This is a genomic window from Streptomyces sp. NPDC002176 (assembly GCF_044903645.1).
In the GTDB taxonomy this organism is placed as follows: Bacteria; Actinomycetota; Actinomycetes; order Streptomycetales; family Streptomycetaceae; genus Streptomyces.
Genome location: NZ_JBJDQW010000007.1, coordinates 293024 through 311553 on the forward strand (window position 1 = coordinate 293024; position 18530 = coordinate 311553).

The following is an 18530-nucleotide window of genomic DNA, read 5'->3' on the forward strand; positions in this document are numbered from 1 at the left end:
AGGAGACAGGCAGATGTCCGGCCACTCTAAATGGGCTACGACGAAGCACAAGAAGGCCGTGATCGACGCCAAGCGCGGCAAGCTCTTCGCGAAGCTCATCAAGAACATCGAGGTCGCGGCCCGCATGGGCGGCGTCGACATCGAGGGCAACCCGACGCTGTACGACGCCATCCAGAAGGCGAAGAAGCAGTCGGTCCCCAACAAGAACATCGACTCCGCGGTCAAGCGCGGCGGCGGCCTGGAGGCAGGCGGCGCCGACTACGAGACGATCATGTACGAGGGTTACGGTCCCAACGGTGTCGCGGTGCTCATCGAGTGCCTCACCGACAACCGCAACCGTGCCGCCTCCGACGTCCGCGTCGCCATGACCCGCAACGGCGGCAACATGGCCGACCCCGGCTCGGTGTCGTACCTGTTCCACCGCAAGGGCGTCATCATCGTCCCCAAGGGCGAGCTGACCGAGGACGACGTGCTCGGTGCCGTCCTGGACGCCGGTGCCGAGGAGGTCAACGACCTCGGTGAGTCCTTCGAGGTGCTCAGCGAGGCCACCGACCTGGTCGCGGTCCGCACCGCCCTTCAGGACGCGGGCATCGACTACGACTCCGCCGACTCCAACTTCGTCCCGACCATGCAGGTCGAGCTGGACGAGGACGGCGCCAAGAAGATCTTCAAGCTGATCGACGCCCTCGAGGACAGCGACGACGTCCAGAACGTCTTCGCCAACTTCGACGTCAGCGACGAGGTCATGGAGAAGGTCGACGCGTAACGCCGCCGCGGGCTGAGCGGTGCGTATGGGCCGACGGGTTCTCCCGTCGGCCCGTCGCGTTGCCGGGGCCCGGTTGCGGGGCGTTGTCGGTGGCACCCGATAGCCTGCACAAACAAATGATCGAGCCCAGGGGGCGACAGGTGCGAGTGCTCGGGGTGGACCCCGGACTGACGCGGTGCGGGGTGGGCGTGGTCGACGGGGTCGCGGGGCGGCCGCTCACCATGGTCGGCGTCGGGGTCGTCCGTACGCCCCCCGACGCCGAGCTGAGCCACCGTCTGCTCGCCGTGGAGCAGGGCCTCGAACAGTGGCTGGACGAGCACCAGCCCGAGTTCGTCGCCGTGGAGCGGGTCTTCAGCCAGCACAACGTCAGCACCGTCATGGGCACCGCCCAGGCCAGCGCCGTCGCCATGCTGTGCGCGGCCCGGCGCGGCATCCCGGTCGCCCTGCACACGCCCAGCGAGGTCAAGGCCGCCGTCACCGGCACCGGCCGCGCCGACAAGGCCCAGGTCGGCGCCATGGTCACCCGGCTGCTCCGGCTCAGCGCGCCCCCCAAGCCCGCCGACGCCGCCGACGCCCTCGCCCTCGCCATCTGCCACATCTGGCGCGCCCCCGCGCAGAACCGGCTCCAGCAGGCGGTCGCCGAGCACACGGCCCGTCGCACACCACAGGCCCCTCAGGCAACGAAAGGCCGAACGGCATGATCGCCTTCGTCAGCGGCACCGTCGCCGCCCTCGCCCCCGACTCGGCGGTCGTCGAGGTCGGCGGGGTCGGCATGGCCGTCCAGTGCACGCCCGACACCCTGGCGAAGCTCCGCGTCGGCCAGGACGCCCGGCTGCACACCTCCCTCGTCGTCCGCGAGGACTCCCTCACCCTGTACGGCTTCGCCGACGACGACGAGCGCCAGGTCTTCGAACTGCTCCAGACCGCCAGCGGCGTCGGCCCCCGCCTCGCCCAGGCCATGCTCGCCACGCACCGCCCGGACGCGCTGCGCCGTGCCGTCGCCACGGCCGACGAGAAGGCCCTCACCGCCGTGCCCGGCATCGGCAAGAAGGGCGCGCAGAAGCTGCTGCTGGAGCTGAAGGACCGGCTCGGCGCCCCCCTCGGCACCCCCGCCGTCGGCGCCCCGGTCAGCCAAGGCTGGCGCGACCAGCTGCACGCGGCCCTCATCGGCCTGGGCTACGCCACCCGCGAGGCCGACGAGGCCGTGTCCGCGGTGGCACCCCAGGCCGAGGCGGCGGGCGGCACCCCCCAGGTCGGCCAGCTGCTCAAGGCCGCCCTCCAGACCCTGAACCGCGCCCGCTGACCCGCGCGCCACCGCTAGGAGCACCTGAAGTGAACTGGGACGACACGACGGACGGTGCCGCCGCGGACCGGCTGGTGGACACCACCGCCGACCGGGAGGACCAGGCCGTCGAAGCCGCCCTGCGCCCCAAGGACCTCGGCGAGTTCATCGGCCAGGAGAAGGTCCGCGAACAGCTCGACCTCGTGCTGCGCGCCGCCCGCGCGCGCGGCGCCACCGCCGACCACGTCCTGCTCTCCGGCGCCCCCGGCCTCGGCAAGACCACCCTGTCGATGATCATCGCGGCCGAGATGGGCGCCCCCATCCGCATCACCTCCGGCCCCGCCATCCAGCACGCCGGTGACCTCGCCGCGATCCTCTCCTCCCTCCAGGAGGGCGAGGTCCTCTTCCTGGACGAGATCCACCGCATGTCCCGGCCCGCCGAGGAGATGCTGTACATGGCGATGGAGGACTTCCGGGTCGACGTCATCGTCGGCAAGGGCCCCGGCGCCACCGCCATCCCGCTGGAGCTGCCCCCGTTCACCCTGGTCGGCGCCACCACCCGCGCGGGCCTGCTGCCGCCCCCGCTGCGCGACCGCTTCGGCTTCACCGCGCACATGGAGTTCTACGAGCCGCACGAGCTGCAGCGGGTCGTGCACCGCTCGGCCGCCCTGCTGGACGTCGAGATCGACCCGTCCGGCGCCGCCGAGATCGCCGGCCGCTCCCGCGGCACGCCCCGGATCGCCAACCGGCTGCTGCGCCGGGTGCGCGACTACGCCCAGGTCAAGGCGGACGGCCTGATCACCGAGGACATCGCGGCCGCCGCCCTCGCCGTCTACGAGGTGGACGCGCGCGGCCTCGACCGGCTCGACCGGGGCGTGCTGGAGGCGCTGCTGAAACTGTTCGGCGGCGGCCCGGTCGGCCTGTCGACCCTGGCCGTCGCGGTGGGGGAGGAGCGGGAGACGGTGGAGGAGGTCGCCGAACCGTTCCTGGTGCGCGAGGGCCTGCTCGCCCGCACCCCGCGCGGGCGCGTCGCCACCCCGGCCGCCTGGACGCATCTCGGCCTCACCCCGCCGCAGGGACGGGCCACGGGAAACGGACAACAGGACCTGTTCGGGGCGTGAGACCGGCGCATTGGCCCCAGGAGGAACCCAGGTGCCATGCTGAGCGTTGTTCCCTGCACGCGGACTCGCTTAGACTCCGCCGATGCCGCCCTTGTGGGCGACGCCGACCAGCCCCCTCCAACAGGCCGCTCACCGCGCGGTCACGCGAAGGAAATTCCGTCCCGTGAATGTCTATACCCTTCTCCCCTTCATCGTGCTCATCGCGGTCATGTTCCTGATGACGCGCTCGGCCAAGAAGAAGCAGCAGCAGGCCGCCAACATGCGGAACGAGATGCAGCCCGGTTCGGGTGTCCGCACGATCGGGGGGATGTACGCGACGGTCAAGGAGGTCACGGAGGACACCGTCCTCCTCGACGCCGGGCCGGGCGTCGAGCTGATCTTCGCCAAGAACGCGATCGGCGCCGTCCTCTCCGACGACGAGTACAACCGCATCATCCACGGCGTCGAGCACGACCTTAAGTCGGAGCCCGGCATCGTCCCGGACGACGCCTCCGCCCTCGCCGACGCCGACGCCGAGCACAAGGCCGTCGACTTCGGCAAGAAGGACGCCGACGCGGACGTCGCCCCGGCCGAGGACAAGACGCTCGCCGACAAGGCCGAGACCGTCGAGCCCGCCGCCCAGGACGACACCGTCGCGGACAAGGCCGAGCAGGCCGAGACGCCGAAGAAGACCGACGGCGACACCGACGCGAAGTAGTCACGTCTCCGGGGCGTCCCGGCGCCTCTCACCGGGCGCGCGGCACGCCCCGGACGCCTCTGATTCCCGCACGGAAACCCGACACCATGTCATGGCCACCGGCGCCCACGGCGCACCGGGCGGCCCGAGAGGGAGTACGAGAAGGTGGCAGCACCTAAGAAGGGCCGGGGCGCGAGTGCCCAGAGCAAGCCAGGGCGCTCGCTGGTCCTCATCCTGATCGCCATCGTGGCGATGACCGGCGGAATGTTCCTCGCCGGGCACACCACCCCGCGTCTCGGCATCGACCTTGCCGGCGGTACGAGCATCACGCTCAAGGCGAAGGCCGACCAGGGGTCGGCGATCAACAAGGCCAACATGGACACCGCGGTCGACATCATGAACCGCCGTGTCAACGGCCTTGGTGTCTCCGAGGCCGAGGTGCAGACCCAGGGCGACGATCACATCATCGTCAACATCCCCAAGGGCACCAACTCCAAGGAGGCCCAGCAGCAGGTCGGCACCACCGCCAAGCTGTACTTCCGCCCGGTCCTGGCCAGCGAGCCCAGCGGCGGCGCGACCCCCAAGCCGTCGCCGAGCACCTCCTCCGGCGCCAGCGGCTCCCCGAGCCCGGCCGCCAGCCCCTCCGGCGACCAGAAGGCGACCTCGCCCTCCGGCGCCCCCTCGCCGAACGCCTCGGCCACCTCGCAGGGCCGCGCCGTCAGCGACGCGCTGAAGGCCGACGCCACCCCGTCGCCCACCGGCTCCCCGAGCGCCAAGTCCTCCGGCGCCCCGGCGAGCCCCTCCCCGGCGCCCAGCGCCGACGCCAACACCGCGAAGCTCCAGGCCCAGTACGCGGCCCTGGACTGCGCCAAGCCCGCCGAACGCGCCAAGGTCGGCCAGGCCGGCAAGCCCGGTGAGCCCACCGTGGCCTGCGGTGAGATCGACAAGGTCTGGTACAAGTACGTGCTCGGCCCCGCCGCCGTGGACGGCACCGAGGTGAAGAAGGCCCAGGCGGTCTTCGACACCCAGGGCGCCTCCGGCTGGCAGGTGCAGATGAACTTCACCTCCTCCGGCGCCAAGAAGTTCGCCGACATCACCGGCGAGCTGGCCAAGAACCAGCAGCCGCAGAACGAGTTCGGCATCGTCCTCGACGGCGAGGTCGTCTCCAGCCCGTACGTGCAGCAGGCCATCACCGGCGGCCAGGCCGAGATCTCCGGCCGCTTCACGCAGGAAGAGGCCCAGAGCCTCTCCAACATGCTGTCCTACGGCGCGCTCCCGCTGTCCTTCCAGGAGGAGACCGTCACCACGGTCACCGCCGCCCTCGGTGGCGAGCAGCTCAAGGCGGGCCTCCTCGCGGGCGCCATCGGCCTCGTGCTGGTCGTGATCTACCTGGTGGCCTACTACCGCGGTCTGTCGCTGGTGGCCATGGCCTCCCTGCTGGTCTCCGCGATCCTCACCTACGTGATCATGTCGCTGCTCGGCCCGGCCATCGGCTTCGCGCTGAACCTGCCCGCCGTCTGCGGTGCCATCGTCGCCATCGGCATCACCGCGGACTCGTTCATCGTGTACTTCGAACGCATCCGGGACGAGATCCGCGAGGGCCGTACGCTGCGTCCCGCCGTCGAGCGGGCCTGGCCGCGTGCCCGGCGCACCATCCTGGTCTCCGACTTCGTGTCGTTCCTCGCCGCCGCGGTGCTCTTCATCGTCACCGTCGGCAAGGTCCAGGGCTTCGCGTTCACCCTCGGTCTGACCACCGTCCTCGACGTCGTGGTGGTCTTCCTCTTCACCAAGCCGCTCATGACCCTGCTCGCCCGCCGCAAGTTCTTCGCGGACGGTCACAAGTGGTCCGGGCTCGACCCGCAGAGCCTGGGTGCCAAGCCGCCGCTGCGCCGCACCCGCCGTCCCTCCGGTCCCTCCGCGGGCCCCGTCGACCCCAAGGGGGCGTGAGCGATGTCGAAACTCGGTAACCTCGGCGCGCGGCTGCACCGCGGTGAGGTCAGCTACGACTTCATCGGCAAGCGCAAGATCTGGTACGGCGTCTCCATCCTGATCACCATCACGGCCATCCTCGGCCTGGCGGTGCGCGGCCTGAACATGGGCATCGACTTCCAGGGCGGCGCCGTCTTCACCACCCCGACCAAGATGAGCGCCTCGGTCGCCCAGGTCGAGGAGTACGCCCACGACGCCTCCGGTCACGAAGCGGTGGTGCAGAAGCTCGGCAACGGCAGCCTGCGCATCCAGATCGCGGGCATCGACACGGGCAAGTCCGACCAGATCAAGGACACGCTCGCCAAGGACCTGAAGATCGACCCCGAGCGCCTCAACGCCGACCTGGTCGGCCCGAGCTGGGGCGAGCAGATCGCCAACAAGGCGTGGCAGGGCCTGGCGATCTTCATGGTGCTCGTGGTGATCTACCTGGCGATCGCCTTCGAGTGGCGCATGGCCATCGCGGCCCTCGTCGCGCTGATCCACGACATCACCATCACCGTCGGCATCTACGCCCTCGTCGGCTTCGAGGTCACGCCCGGCACGGTGATCGGTCTGCTGACCATCCTCGGTTACTCGCTCTACGACACGGTCGTCGTCTTCGACAGCCTCAAGGAGCAGACCAAGAGCATCACCAAGCAGACCCGCTTCACCTACAGCGACGTCGCCAACCACTCGATCAACAGCACCCTGGTGCGCTCCATCAACACCACGGTGGTCGCACTGCTCCCGGTGGCGGGCCTGCTGTTCATCGGCGGCGGTTTCCTCGGAGCGGGCACCCTCAACGACATCTCCCTGTCGCTGTTCGTCGGCCTCGCGGCCGGCGCGTACTCCTCGATCTTCATCGCCACACCGCTCGTCGCCGACCTCAAGGAGCGCGAGCCCGCGATGAAGGCCCTCAGGAAGCGGGTCCTGGCCAAGCGTGCCCAGGCCGCGGCCGGAGAGGCGCAGGGGGAGTCCCGGTCCGCCGCCGGAGAACCGTCCGACGACGCGTCGCCCGCCGTGGTGGGCCCGCGCGACCAGTCCGCGACCCGCAACCGGGGCCGCGGCCGACCCTCTGGAAAGCGCCGATGACCTCCATCCAGGAGCTGCTGCTCAGCCGTATCCGCGACGTGGCCGACTACCCGGAGCCGGGCGTGATGTTCAAGGACATCACCCCGCTCCTGGCCGACCCCGCCGCGTTCACGGCCCTCACCGACACGCTGGCCGAGCTGGCCACGAACACCGGGGCGACCAAGATCGTCGGCCTGGAGGCGCGGGGCTTCATCCTGGGCGCGCCGGTCGCCGTCCGCGCGGGCCTCGGCTTCATCCCCGTCCGCAAGGCGGGCAAGCTCCCCGGCGCGACCCTGCGCCAGGCGTACGACCTGGAGTACGGCTCGGCCGAGATCGAGGTGCACGCCGAGGACCTGTCCGACGGTGACCGCGTCTTCATCGTCGACGACGTGCTCGCCACCGGCGGCACCGCCGAGGCCGCGATCAAGCTGATCGAGCGCGCCGGCGCGCAGGTCTGCGGCGTCGCCGTCCTCATGGAGCTGGGCTTCCTCGAAGGCCGCGCCCGCCTGGAGCCCGCCCTGAACGGCGCGCCCCTGGAGGCACTGCTCCAGGTCTGACCGATCCGAGCGGACCGTGAGCGGCCGCGAGCGCACCCACCGGGTCTTCCCCGGCCCCGCGCTCGCGGCCGTTCCGCGTACCGGGGCCGGGCCCGGCGGAATCCCCCACCCATCCCACGTGTTCCACTGGTGGACCGCTCTCCCGTCAGGCTGAAGGCGATGGCGAGGCGCGGGATCGCTACCATGGGGTTTCCGGAGCCTGACCGGGGGACCCGGACCGCGCACTAGGAGTCCTCTTGCCAGACGAGGCCCAGCCACTGACCGCCGCCAAGCCGGAGCCCGCTCCGGCGCCCGCGGTGAAGCCCGCGTCGCACGCGTCCGAAGCGAAGAACGACGCGCGCGGCTCGGTCGAGCACGCCCAGTCCGCGCCGGTGGAGAAGAGCGCCGACACCGTGCGCCCCAAGCCGAACCCCGTGCGCCCGGCGGCAGGTCAGACCGCGCCCCGCTCCGGCTCCTCCAACCGTGTCCGCGCCCGCCTGGCCCGGCTCGGCGTGCAGCGGGCCAACCCGTACAACCCGGTGCTGGAGCCGCTGCTGCGGATAGTGCGCAGCAACGACCCCAAGATCGAGAACGCGACGCTCCGCCAGATCGAGCGCGCCTACCAGGTCGCCGAGCGCTGGCACCGCGGTCAGAAGCGCAAGAGCGGCGACCCGTACATCACGCACCCGCTCGCCGTCACCACCATCCTGGCCGAGCTGGGCATGGACCCGGCGACCCTGATGGCCGGGCTGCTGCACGACACCGTCGAGGACACCGAGTACGGCCTGGACGACCTGCGCCGGGACTTCGGTGACGTGGTCGCGCTGCTCGTGGACGGCGTCACCAAGCTGGACAAGGTCAAGTTCGGCGAGGCCGCGCAGGCCGAGACCGTGCGCAAGATGGTCGTCGCCATGGCCAAGGACCCCCGCGTCCTGGTCATCAAGCTCGCCGACCGCCTGCACAACATGCGCACCATGCGCTACCTCAAGCGCGAGAAGCAGGAGAAGAAGGCGCGCGAGACCCTGGAGATCTACGCGCCGCTCGCCCACCGCCTGGGCATGAACACCATCAAGTGGGAGCTGGAGGACCTGGCCTTCGCCATCCTCTACCCCAAGATGTACGACGAGATCGTGCGGCTGGTGGCCGAGCGCGCCCCCAAGCGCGACGAGTACCTGGCCATAGTCACCGACGAGGTCCAGGCCGACCTGCGCGCCGCCCGCATCAAGGCCACCGTCACCGGCCGCCCCAAGCACTACTACAGCGTCTACCAGAAGATGATCGTCCGCGGCCGTGACTTCGCGGAGATCTACGACCTGGTCGGCATCCGCGTCCTGGTGGAAACCGTCCGGGACTGCTACGCGGCGCTCGGCACGATCCACGCGCGATGGAACCCGGTCCCCGGCCGGTTCAAGGACTACATCGCGATGCCGAAGTTCAACATGTACCAGTCGCTGCACACGACGGTCATCGGACCCAACGGCAAGCCGGTCGAGCTGCAGATCCGCACCTTCGACATGCACCGCCGCGCCGAGTACGGCATCGCCGCGCACTGGAAGTACAAGCAGGAGGCCGTCGCCGGGGCTTCCAAGGTGCGCACCGACGCGCCGAAGTCGTCCGGCAAGGGCAAGGACGACCACCTCAACGACATGGCGTGGCTGCGCCAGCTGCTGGACTGGCAGAAGGAGACCGAGGACCCGGGCGAGTTCCTGGAGTCCCTGCGCTTCGACCTGTCCCGCAACGAGGTCTTCGTCTTCACGCCCAAGGGCGACGTGATAGCGCTCCCGGCCGGGGCCACCCCGGTCGACTTCGCCTACGCGGTGCACACCGAGGTCGGCCACCGGACCATAGGAGCACGCGTCAACGGACGCCTGGTCCCGCTGGAGTCCACCCTGGACAACGGCGACCTGGTGGAGGTCTTCACCTCCAAGGCGCCCGGCGCCGGGCCGTCCCGCGACTGGCTGGGCTTCGTCAAGTCGCCCCGCGCCCGCAACAAGATCCGCGCCTGGTTCTCCAAGGAGCGCCGGGACGAGGCGATCGAGCAGGGCAAGGACGCGATCGTCCGCGCGATGCGCAAGCAGAACCTGCCCATCCAGCGCATCCTGACCGGCGACTCCCTGGTCACCCTCGCCCACGAGATGCGCTACTCCGACATCTCCGCGCTGTACGCGGCGATCGGCGAGGGCCATGTCTCCGCGCAGAACATCGTGCAGAAGCTGGTCCAGGCGCTCGGCGGCGAGGAGGCGGCCACCGAGGAGATCGAGGACCCGGTCCCGCCGACCCGCCGCAGCCGCAAGCGCCGCTCCAGCTCCGACCCCGGTGTCGTCGTCAAGGGCGTCGACGACGTGTGGGTGAAGCTGGCCCGCTGCTGCACCCCGGTGCCCGGCGACCCGATCATCGGCTTCGTCACCCGGGGCAGCGGCGTCTCGGTGCACCGCAGCGACTGCGTCAACGTGGAGTCCCTGTCGCGGGAGCCCGAGCGCATCCTCGACGTCGAATGGGCGCCCACCCAGTCCTCGGTGTTCCTGGTCGCCATCCAGGTCGAGGCGCTGGACCGCTCCCGGCTGCTCTCGGACGTCACCCGCGTCCTGTCCGACCAGCACGTCAACATCCTGTCCGCGGCCGTGCAGACCTCCCGCGACCGGGTCGCCACCTCCCGCTTCACCTTCGAGATGGGCGACCCCAAGCACCTCGGCCACGTCCTGAAGGCCGTCCGCGGCGTGGAGGGCGTCTACGACGTCTACCGCGTCACCTCGGCCCGCAACCGCACCTAGGGCGCGCATACGCCGAGGGCCCCGTACGCGGTGTACGGGGCCCTCGGCGTATGCGGTGGGGGAAGTCAGCCCCCGAACTCCTCGAGGCCCTTCAGCGCCTGGTCCAGCAGCGCCTGGCGGCCCTCCAGCTCACGCTCCAGCTTGTCGGCGCGGGAGTTGTTGCCCTGGGCGCGCGCCTGCTCGACCTGGCCGCGGAGCTTGTCCACGGCGGCCTGCAGCTGACCGGTCAGCCCCGCGGCACGCGCACGCGCCTCCGGGTTGGTCCGGCGCCACTCGGTCTCCTCGGCCTCCTGGATCGCCCGCTCGACGGCGTGCATCCGGCCCTCGACCTTGCCCCGCGCGTCCCGCGGCACATGACCGACGGCCTCCCACCGCTCGTTGACCGAACGGAAGGCGGCACGCGCGGACTTCAGGTCCCGGACCGGAAGGATCTGCTCGGCCTCGTCGGCCAGCGCCTCCTTCAGCTTCAGGTTCTCGCCCTGCTCCGCGTCCCGCTCGGCGAACACCGAGCTGCGCGCGGCGAAGAACACGTCCTGCGCGCCCCGGAAGCGGTTCCACAGGTCGTCCTCGTTCTCGCGCTGGGCGCGGCCCGCGGCCTTCCAGTCCGCCATCAGCTCGCGGTACCGGGCCGCCGTGGTGCCCCAGTCCGTCGAACCGGACAGCGCCTCCGCCTCCGCGACCAGCCGCTCCTTGACGCGCCGGGCGTCCTCGCGCTGCGAGTCCAGCTGCGCGAAGTGCGCCTTGCGGCGCTTGGAGAACGCCGACCGGGCGTGCGAGAAACGGTGCCACAGCTCGTCGTCGGACTTGCGGTCCAGCCGGGGCAGCCCCTTCCAGGTGTCCACCAGGGCCCGCAGCCGCTCACCGGCCACCCGCCACTGGTCGGACGCCGCCAGCTGCTCCGCCTCCGTGACCAGCTCCTCCTTGGCCTTGCGGGCCTCGTCGGACTGCTTGGCCCGCTGCGCCTTGCGCTCCTCGCGGCGCGACTCGACCTTCTGGACGAGCTTGTCCAGGCGGGTCCGCAGCGCCTCCAGGTCGCCCACCGCGTGGTGCGCGTCGACCTGTTCGCGGATGTGACCGATCGCGGTCTGGGCGTCCTTCGTGGACAGATCGGTGGTCTGCACACGCTTTTCGAGGAGGCCGATCTCGACCACCAGGCCCTCGTACTTGCGCTCGAAGTAGGCAAGCGCCTCCTCGGGGGAGCCTGCCGCCCACGATCCGACGACCTGCTCGCCCTCGGCCGTACGCACGTACACGGTCCCCGTCTCGTCGACGCGGCCCCACGGGTCGCTGCTCACAGCGCCTCCTCCACATGATGCCTGCGGGAAGCCTCCCGGCCCCCTGGCATCGTCCACAGTTTCGTCATCGCCAACATAGGCGACCGGCAAGGTGCCTGTCCGCATCCGGCGGCAGCCAATTCCGCAGGCGACCGGCCCGCGAGCGCGGACCGGAACGCCGCGGCGGCGTCAGGACTTGGTGACCGTCGCCTTGTCGATCACGACGGTCGCGTTCGGGGCGCCGTCGCCCTGGCCGGTGTTCTCGCCCGCCTTGGCGATCTTGTCGAGCACCTTCAGCCCGGCCTTGTCGATCGTGCCGAAGGGGGTGTACGACGGCGGCAGCGGGCTGTCCTTGAAGACCAGGAAGAACTGGCTGCCCCCGGTGTGCGGCTGCCCGGTGTTGGCCATCGCCACCGTGCCCGCCGGGTACGTGTTCTTCGCGAGGCTCTTGTCCTTCAGATTCTCGTCCGGGATCGTGTAGCCCGGCCCGCCGGTGCCGGTACCCGTCGGGTCGCCGCACTGCAGGACGTAGATCTGGTTCGTGGTGAGCCGGTGGCACTTGGTGTGGTCGAAGAAGCCCTTGTCCGCGAGGTAGGAGAAGGAGTTCACCGTGTGCGGGGCCGCCGACGCCTTCAGCGCGATCCCGACGTCACCGCAGGTGGTGGCCAGCTTCATGGTGTAGTCGGCCGACGTGTCGATCGACATCGCCGGCTCCTTCTTCCAGGACTGCTTCTTCACCGCGCCCTTGGCCGGCTTCTCGCACGGGTCCGGCACCTTGCTGGGGCTCGCGGCCGCGCTCGGCGAGGACCCGGCGGCGTCCACCTTCTTGTCGCCGTCGTCCTTCATCACGCCCGTCGTGTACAGCGCCACGCTGCCGATCACGATCACGCCGAGCACCGACGCGATCACCGAGTTGCGCATGCGCGCCTTGCGTCGCGAGTCCGTGCGCCGCTGCTGCTGCCGCAAGAACTTCTCCCGTGCGAGCTGACGCCGTCGCTGCTCCTGGCTGACCACCGGGTTCTCTCCTCATGCGTGTCGTATACCGACCGGTACGCGTGCGTCCTGTGATCCGACAGGCGCGTGTAGCCCCGTACCGTATATGGGTTCGCTGAGGAAACGGCAGCGCCGGTAGGCTCTAGGGGCTTTTCCCACCACGGGCCGCCCGCGCGCGAGCCCTCCCGTACCGACACAACGAAGGACGATCGTGCTCATTGCCGGGTTCCCCGCCGGGGCCTGGGGGACGAACTGTTATCTCGTCGCCCCCGCCGCCGGTGAGGAGTGCGTGATCATCGACCCCGGCCATCAGGCCGCCCCCGGCGTCGAGGAAGCGCTGAAGAAGCATCGCCTCAAGCCCACCGCCGTCGTCCTCACCCACGGCCACATCGACCATGTCGCCTCCGTCGTCCCGGTGTGCGGCGCGCACGACGTGCCCGCCTGGATTCATCCCGACGACCGGTACATGCTGAGCGATCCCGAGAAGGCGCTCGGCCGGTCCATCGGCATGCCGCTCATGGGCGAGCTGACCGTGGGGGAGCCGGACGACGTCCGGGAGCTGACCGACGGGGCGAGGCTCCAGCTCGCCGGGATGGACTTCTCCGTCGCGCACGCGCCGGGCCATACCAAGGGGTCGGTGACCTTCCGGATGCCCGAGAGCGCCGACATCCCGTCGGTCTTCTTCTCCGGGGATCTGCTGTTCGCCGGCTCCGTGGGACGCACCGACCTGCCGGGCGGATCGGCGGACGACATGCTCGCGTCGCTGGCCCGCGTGTGCCTGCCGCTCGACGACTCCACCGTGGTGCTGTCCGGCCACGGCCCCCAGACCACCATCGGCCAGGAGCGCGCCACCAACCCCTATCTGCGGCAGGTGGCGGCCGGCCAGGGAACCGACCCGGCTCCCCGACGAGGAATGTGACGAGAGAACTTCCGTGAGCACCTTCAAGGCCCCCAAGGGCACGTACGACCTGATCCCGCCGCAGTCCGCCCAGTACCTCGCGGTGCGCGAGGCCATCGCCGCCCCCCTGCGCGACTCCGGGTACGGCTACATCGAGACCCCCGGCTTCGAGAACGTCGAGCTGTTCGCGCGCGGGGTCGGCGAGTCCACCGACATCGTCACCAAGGAGATGTACGCCTTCGAGACCAAGGGCGGCGACCGGCTCGCCCTGCGCCCCGAAGGCACCGCCTCCGTGCTCCGCGCCGCCCTGGAGGCCAACCTGCACAAGGCGGGCAACCTCCCGGTCAAGCTCTGGTACTCCGGCTCCTACTACCGCTACGAGCGCCCACAGAAGGGCCGTTACCGCCACTTCTCCCAGGTCGGCGCCGAGGCGATCGGTGCCGAGGACCCCGCGCTCGACGCCGAGCTGATCATCCTGGCCGACCAGGCGTACCGCTCGCTGGGCCTGCGCGAGTTCCGCATCCTGCTCAACAGCCTGGGCGACAAGGAGTGCCGTCCGGTGTACCGGGCCGCGCTCCAGGACTTCCTGCGCGGACTCGACCTCGACGAGGACACCCTGCGCCGCGCCGAGATCAACCCGCTGCGTGTCCTGGACGACAAGCGCGAGGCGGTGCAGAAGCAGCTCACCGGCGCCCCCCTGCTGCGCGACTACCTGTGCGACGCCTGCAAGGCGTACCACGAGGAGGTCCGCGAGCTGATCACCGCGGCCGGTGTCGTCTTCGAGGACGACCCGCGGCTGGTGCGCGGTCTGGACTACTACACCCGCACCACCTTCGAGTTCGTCCACGACGGACTCGGCTCCCAGTCCGCCGTCGGCGGCGGCGGACGCTACGACGGCCTCTCCGAGATGATCGGCGGCCCCGCGCTGCCCTCCGTCGGCTGGGCGCTCGGCGTCGACCGCACCGTCCTCGCCCTGGAGGCCGAGGGCGTGGAGCTGGACCTGCCGTCCACCACCAGCGTCTTCGCCGTCCCCCTCGGCGAGGAGGCCCGGCGGGTGCTGTTCGCCAAGGTCACCGAGTTGCGCAAGGTCGGCATCGCCGCCGACTTCGCCTTCGGCGGCAAGGGTCTGAAGGCCGCGATGAAGGCTGCCAACCGCTCCGGCGCCCGCTACACGCTGGTGCTCGGCGAGCGCGACATCGCCGAGGGCCTCGTCCAGGTCAAGGACATGGAGTCCGGCGAGCAGACCGCCGTCGGCATCAACGAGGTCGTCGCGGAGCTGGAGTCCCGGCTCTGAATCGTCGAGGGCGGGTGACGGGCCGGACGGACAGCCGTCCGGCCCGTCACCGTTCGATCGCCTGTGCTGCCGTCCGGGCCGAACCGGCCGAAAATGGAGGCAGCGGGCCCCTCCCGCTTCGAACTTATGCACAGCGAACGGTGCGCGGGGGCGCCGGTGCGGCACAATGACCGATGCCCGAAGCAGGTCCGATCTAGCGAGTGACGGAATCGGCGTGATGAGCAAGACGACAGTCAACGACGTCTCCACGGAGGCCGGGTCCGAGCGTGCTCGCGGCACGGCCCGTGTCGAGGGCGGCAGCCGCGCCTTCGCCCTGATGCTGATGATCACCGGCGCGGCCGGACTGCTCGCCGCCTGGGTCATCACGCTCGACAAGTTCAAGCTGCTTCAGGCCAAGGTCGAGGGCAAGACCTTCGTCCCCGGCTGCAGCCTCAACCCGGTCGTCTCCTGCGGCAGCGTCATGGAGAGCAAGCAGGCCGCCGCCTTCGGCTTCCCCAACCCCATGCTGGGCCTGGTCGCCTACGGCATCGTGATCTGCGTCGGTGTGAGCCTGCTCGCCCGCGCCCGCTACCCCCGCTGGTACTGGCTGACCTTCAACGCGGGCACCCTCTTCGGGGTCGCCTTCTGCACCTGGCTCCAGTTCCAGTCCCTGTACCGGATCAACGCCCTGTGCCTGTGGTGCTCGCTGGCCTGGGTCGCCACGATCATCATGTTCTGGTACGTGACCTCGTTCAACGTGCGCCAGGGCTTCCTGCCCGCCCCGCGCCCGCTGCGGTCCTTCTTCGGCGAGTTCACCTGGGTCCTGCCCGTGCTGCACATCGGGATCATCGGCATGCTGATCCTGACCCGCTGGTGGAGCTTCTGGACCAGCTGACCGGCCGGGCCGCACCGGTGTCCGGGGCCGTTGTCAGTGGCGTGATTTAGGGTTTTCGGTGTGGAAGCCGACCTGTTCACCGCCGCAGCCGAAGAACGCCAGGAGAAGGAGCCCGCGGGCAGCCCCCTGGCGGCGCGCATGCGCCCGCGCACCCTCGACGAGGTGGTGGGCCAGCGCCATCTGCTCAAGCCGGGCTCACCGCTGCGCAGACTGGTCGGCGAGGGCGGCGGCGGCCCCGCCGGACCCTCCTCGGTGATCCTCTGGGGCCCGCCCGGCACCGGCAAGACCACCCTCGCCCATGTCGTCTCCCGCGCCACCGACCAGCGCTTCGTGGAGCTGAGCGCCATCAGCGCAGGAGTCAAGGAGGTCCGCGCGGTCATCGACGGGGCCCGCCGCGCCACCGGCGGCTTCGGCAAGGAGACCGTCCTCTTCCTCGACGAGATCCACCGCTTCAGCAAGGCCCAGCAGGACTCCCTGCTCCCGGCCGTGGAGAACCGCTGGGTCACCCTGATCGCGGCCACCACCGAGAACCCGTACTTCTCGGTCATCTCCCCGCTGCTCTCCCGCTCCCTGCTCCTCACCCTCGAACCCCTCACCGACGACGACGTCCGCGACCTGGTGCGCCGCAGCCTCGCCGACGAGCGGGGCCTCGGCGGCGCGCTCACCCTTCCCGAGGACGCCGAGGAGCACATCCTGCGGGTGGCGGGCGGAGACGCCCGCCGCGCCCTCACCGTGCTGGAGGCCGCGGCGGGCGCCTCCCTCGACAAGGGCGACGGCGAGATCGCCCTGACCACGCTGGAGGAGACCGTCGACCGCGCGGCGGTGAAGTACGACCGCGACGGCGACCAGCACTACGACGTGGCCAGCGCCCTGATCAAGTCCATCCGGGGCTCCGACGTGGACGCCGCCCTGCACTACCTGGCCCGGATGATCGAGGCCGGTGAGGACCCCCGGTTCATCGCCCGGCGCCTGATGATCTCCGCCAGCGAGGACATCGGCGTCGCCGACCCCAACGCCCTGCCCATAGCCGTGGCCGCGGCCCAGGCCGTCGCCATGATCGGCTTCCCCGAGGCGTCCCTCACCCTCAGCCACGCCACCATCGCGCTCGCGCTCGCCCCCAAGTCCAACTCCGCGACCACCGCGATCGGCGAGGCCATGGCCGACGTCCGCAAGGGCCACGCGGGCCCGGTCCCGTCCCACCTGCGGGACGGGCACTACCAGGGCGCCAAGAAGCTCGGCCACGCCAAGGGCTACATCTACCCGCACAACCAGCCCGACGGCATCGCCGCCCAGCAGTACGCCCCGGACGCCCTCAAGGACCGCGAGTACTACACCCCGACCCGGCACGGCGCCGAGGCGCGGTACGCGGACGCGGTCGAGTGGACCAGGAAGCACCTCGGTCGAAAGCGGTCCTGAGCGCCCTGTAGACTGCCTCGAAGTGCTGAGTCCCGTGTCCGGGCCCTCGACGAGAGGGAACGGCTCACCAGAGCGGGACATCCAGCCGGAGAGTCCGGCCCTCGGGCGGGGTTCTCCAGGAGCGTCGCGCACCGTCGAAGGTGTCGCGGGCAGCCCACCACCCTCCGGCAGCAGCCGGACCGGGCCGGTGGGCCACTCGCGTGCTGCACGTATGTGCCCAGTTCGGGGAACGGCTGCCCAGCCCGTCCGATAAGGACAAGCAGGGTCTCCCCGGCTGCGGATGCGACCTCCCCTAACCCTGGTGAAGCCGTATTCGCACAGATAAAACGAGGTGTTTGGTTCATGGCGAACCAGTCCCGCCCCAAGGTCAAGAAGTCGCGTGCCCTCGGCATCGCGCTGACCCCGAAGGCCGTCAAGTACTTCGAGGCCCGCCCCTACCCGCCGGGCGAGCACGGCCGCGGCCGCAAGCAGAACTCGGACTACAAGGTCCGTCTGCTCGAGAAGCAGCGTCTGCGCGCGCAGTACGACGTGTCCGAGCGTCAGCTCGTCCGCGCCTACGAGCGTGCCGCCAAGGTCCAGGGCAAGACCGGTGAGGCCCTGATCATCGAGCTCGAGCGCCGCCTCGACGCGCTGGTCCTGCGTTCGGGCATCGCCCGCACGATCTACCAGGCCCGCCAGATGGTCGTCCACGGCCACATCCAGGTCAACGGCCAGAAGGTCGACAAGCCGTCCTTCCGTGTCCGTCCGGACGACGTCGTGCAGGTCCGCGACCGCTCCAAGGACAAGACGCTGTTCCAGGTCTCCCGCGAGGGTGGCTTCGCCGCCGACGGCGAGACCCCCCGCTACCTGCAGGTGAACCTCAAGGCCCTGGCGTTCCGCCTGGACCGTGAGCCGAACCGCAAGGAGATCCCGGTGATCTGCGACGAGCAGCTCGTCGTCGAGTACTACGCCCGCTGATCCCAGCCCCGGCGCAGCACCACGGCCCGTCGTCCCCCCGCCCTCCGGCGGGCGGGGCGGCGGGCTCGCGCGTTCCCGGAAACCGGCCGCCTCCGGGCAGCCGGGTAATCGGGTACGGAGTCCCGCCCGCGGCGCGATAGGCTCGGTGCACGACTTTTTCGATGCTCAAGCACGTTTCAGGGAGCTGGTGCGCACAGTGTCCGGTGGAGAGGTTGCCGGTCTCCTGGTGGCCGTCTTCTGGGCGATCCTGGTCTCCTTCCTCGCCGTAGCGCTGGCGAGGCTGGCCCAGACGCTCAAGGCGACCACCAAGCTCGTGGCGGACGTGACCGACCAGGCCGTCCCGCTGCTGGCCGACGCGTCCACGGCGGTGCGCTCGGCGCAGACCCAGATCGAGCGGGTCGACGCCATCGCCTCCGACGTGCAGGAGGTGACGTCGAACGCCTCCGCGCTCTCCTCCACCGTCGCCTCCACCTTCGGCGGCCCCCTGGTCAAGGTGGCCGCCTTCGGCTACGGCGTCCGCCGCGCGCTCGGCGGCCGCGACGAGGCCAAGCCCGCGAAGACGCCGCGCCGCACGGTGATCGTGGGCCGGACGGTCCCGACCGCACGGCGGGGCAAGCGAAAGAAGGACTGAGA

Annotated in this window: 17 protein-coding genes; 15 read left to right on the plus strand and 2 right to left on the minus strand. The window is 70.6% G+C overall.

Annotation, left to right across the window (positions count from 1 at the left end):
- The first annotated feature begins 13 nt into the window (after window positions 1-13).
- The 9 genes from ACI2LY_RS29400 to ACI2LY_RS29440 all read left to right on the plus strand — a co-directional run bounded on the left by ACI2LY_RS29400 (window position 14) and on the right by ACI2LY_RS29440 (window position 10191).
- Complete coding sequence (locus ACI2LY_RS29400; RefSeq protein ID WP_389004656.1) at window positions 14-766, plus strand: YebC/PmpR family DNA-binding transcriptional regulator; 753 nt, start codon at window positions 14-16, stop codon at window positions 764-766.
- A gap of 140 nt (window positions 767-906) precedes the next feature.
- On the plus strand, window positions 907-1467 hold the full coding sequence (ruvC, locus tag ACI2LY_RS29405; protein WP_393915531.1) for a crossover junction endodeoxyribonuclease RuvC: 561 nt from the start codon (window positions 907-909) through the stop codon (window positions 1465-1467).
- On the plus strand, window positions 1464-2069 hold the full coding sequence (ruvA, locus tag ACI2LY_RS29410) for a Holliday junction branch migration protein RuvA (protein ID WP_404709763.1): 606 nt from the start codon (window positions 1464-1466) through the stop codon (window positions 2067-2069). Before ruvC ends, ruvA begins: the two co-directional genes overlap by 4 nt.
- A 29-nt stretch (window positions 2070-2098) precedes the next feature.
- Entirely contained in the window at window positions 2099-3169 is a 1071-nt protein-coding gene (gene ruvB / locus ACI2LY_RS29415) for a Holliday junction branch migration DNA helicase RuvB (RefSeq protein ID WP_404709764.1), read from the plus strand.
- 163 nt (window positions 3170-3332) lie between these two features.
- Window positions 3333-3866 carry a preprotein translocase subunit YajC gene (gene yajC / locus ACI2LY_RS29420; protein WP_404709765.1) on the plus strand — a complete coding sequence of 178 codons (534 nt, stop codon included), beginning with the start codon at window positions 3333-3335 and terminating at the stop codon, window positions 3864-3866.
- Between the two features lie 144 nt (window positions 3867-4010).
- Window positions 4011-5792, plus strand: a complete 1782-nt coding sequence (gene secD / locus ACI2LY_RS29425; protein WP_404709766.1) for a protein translocase subunit SecD — start codon at window positions 4011-4013, stop codon at window positions 5790-5792.
- Between the two features lie 3 nt (window positions 5793-5795).
- On the plus strand, window positions 5796-6905 hold the full coding sequence (gene secF / locus ACI2LY_RS29430) for a protein translocase subunit SecF (RefSeq protein ID WP_404709767.1): 1110 nt from the start codon (window positions 5796-5798) through the stop codon (window positions 6903-6905).
- Window positions 6902-7441, plus strand: a complete 540-nt coding sequence (locus tag ACI2LY_RS29435; protein WP_389004650.1) for an adenine phosphoribosyltransferase — start codon at window positions 6902-6904, stop codon at window positions 7439-7441. Before secF ends, ACI2LY_RS29435 begins: the two co-directional genes overlap by 4 nt.
- A gap of 236 nt (window positions 7442-7677) precedes the next feature.
- Window positions 7678-10191, plus strand: a complete 2514-nt coding sequence (locus ACI2LY_RS29440) for a RelA/SpoT family protein (RefSeq protein ID WP_404709768.1) — start codon at window positions 7678-7680, stop codon at window positions 10189-10191.
- 65 nt (window positions 10192-10256) lie between these two features.
- On the opposite strand, the gene ACI2LY_RS29445 is transcribed toward ACI2LY_RS29440, so the two are convergent.
- Both ACI2LY_RS29445 and ACI2LY_RS29450 read right to left on the minus strand, forming a co-directional pair.
- Window positions 10257-11486, minus strand: a complete 1230-nt coding sequence (locus tag ACI2LY_RS29445) for a DUF349 domain-containing protein (protein ID WP_404709769.1) — start codon at window positions 11484-11486, stop codon at window positions 10257-10259.
- A gap of 168 nt (window positions 11487-11654) precedes the next feature.
- Window positions 11655-12479 (minus strand): peptidylprolyl isomerase, encoded by an 825-nt coding sequence (locus tag ACI2LY_RS29450; RefSeq protein ID WP_404709770.1) that lies wholly within the window; start codon window positions 12477-12479, stop codon window positions 11655-11657.
- A 190-nt stretch (window positions 12480-12669) separates the two neighbouring features.
- Here ACI2LY_RS29450 and ACI2LY_RS29455 point away from each other — a divergent pair, with 190 nt between their 5' ends.
- The 6 genes from ACI2LY_RS29455 to ACI2LY_RS29480 all read left to right on the plus strand — a co-directional run bounded on the left by ACI2LY_RS29455 (window position 12670) and on the right by ACI2LY_RS29480 (window position 18528).
- Window positions 12670-13377, plus strand: a complete 708-nt coding sequence (locus ACI2LY_RS29455) for an MBL fold metallo-hydrolase (RefSeq protein ID WP_404709771.1) — start codon at window positions 12670-12672, stop codon at window positions 13375-13377.
- Between the two features lie 13 nt (window positions 13378-13390).
- Complete coding sequence (gene hisS / locus ACI2LY_RS29460; protein WP_389004645.1) at window positions 13391-14650, plus strand: histidine--tRNA ligase; 1260 nt, start codon at window positions 13391-13393, stop codon at window positions 14648-14650.
- A gap of 217 nt (window positions 14651-14867) precedes the next feature.
- Window positions 14868-15524: a vitamin K epoxide reductase family protein gene (locus tag ACI2LY_RS29465; RefSeq protein ID WP_404709772.1), complete on the plus strand. Its 657-nt coding sequence runs from the start codon at window positions 14868-14870 to the stop codon at window positions 15522-15524.
- Window positions 15525-15584: 60 nt separating this feature from the next.
- Window positions 15585-16940 (plus strand): replication-associated recombination protein A, encoded by a 1356-nt coding sequence (locus tag ACI2LY_RS29470; protein WP_404709773.1) that lies wholly within the window; start codon window positions 15585-15587, stop codon window positions 16938-16940.
- A gap of 342 nt (window positions 16941-17282) precedes the next feature.
- Window positions 17283-17897 (plus strand): 30S ribosomal protein S4, encoded by a 615-nt coding sequence (gene rpsD / locus ACI2LY_RS29475; RefSeq protein WP_161150195.1) that lies wholly within the window; start codon window positions 17283-17285, stop codon window positions 17895-17897.
- 187 nt (window positions 17898-18084) lie between these two features.
- On the plus strand, window positions 18085-18528 hold the full coding sequence (locus tag ACI2LY_RS29480; RefSeq protein WP_404709774.1) for a DUF948 domain-containing protein: 444 nt from the start codon (window positions 18085-18087) through the stop codon (window positions 18526-18528).
- Window positions 18529-18530 lie beyond the last annotated feature (2 nt).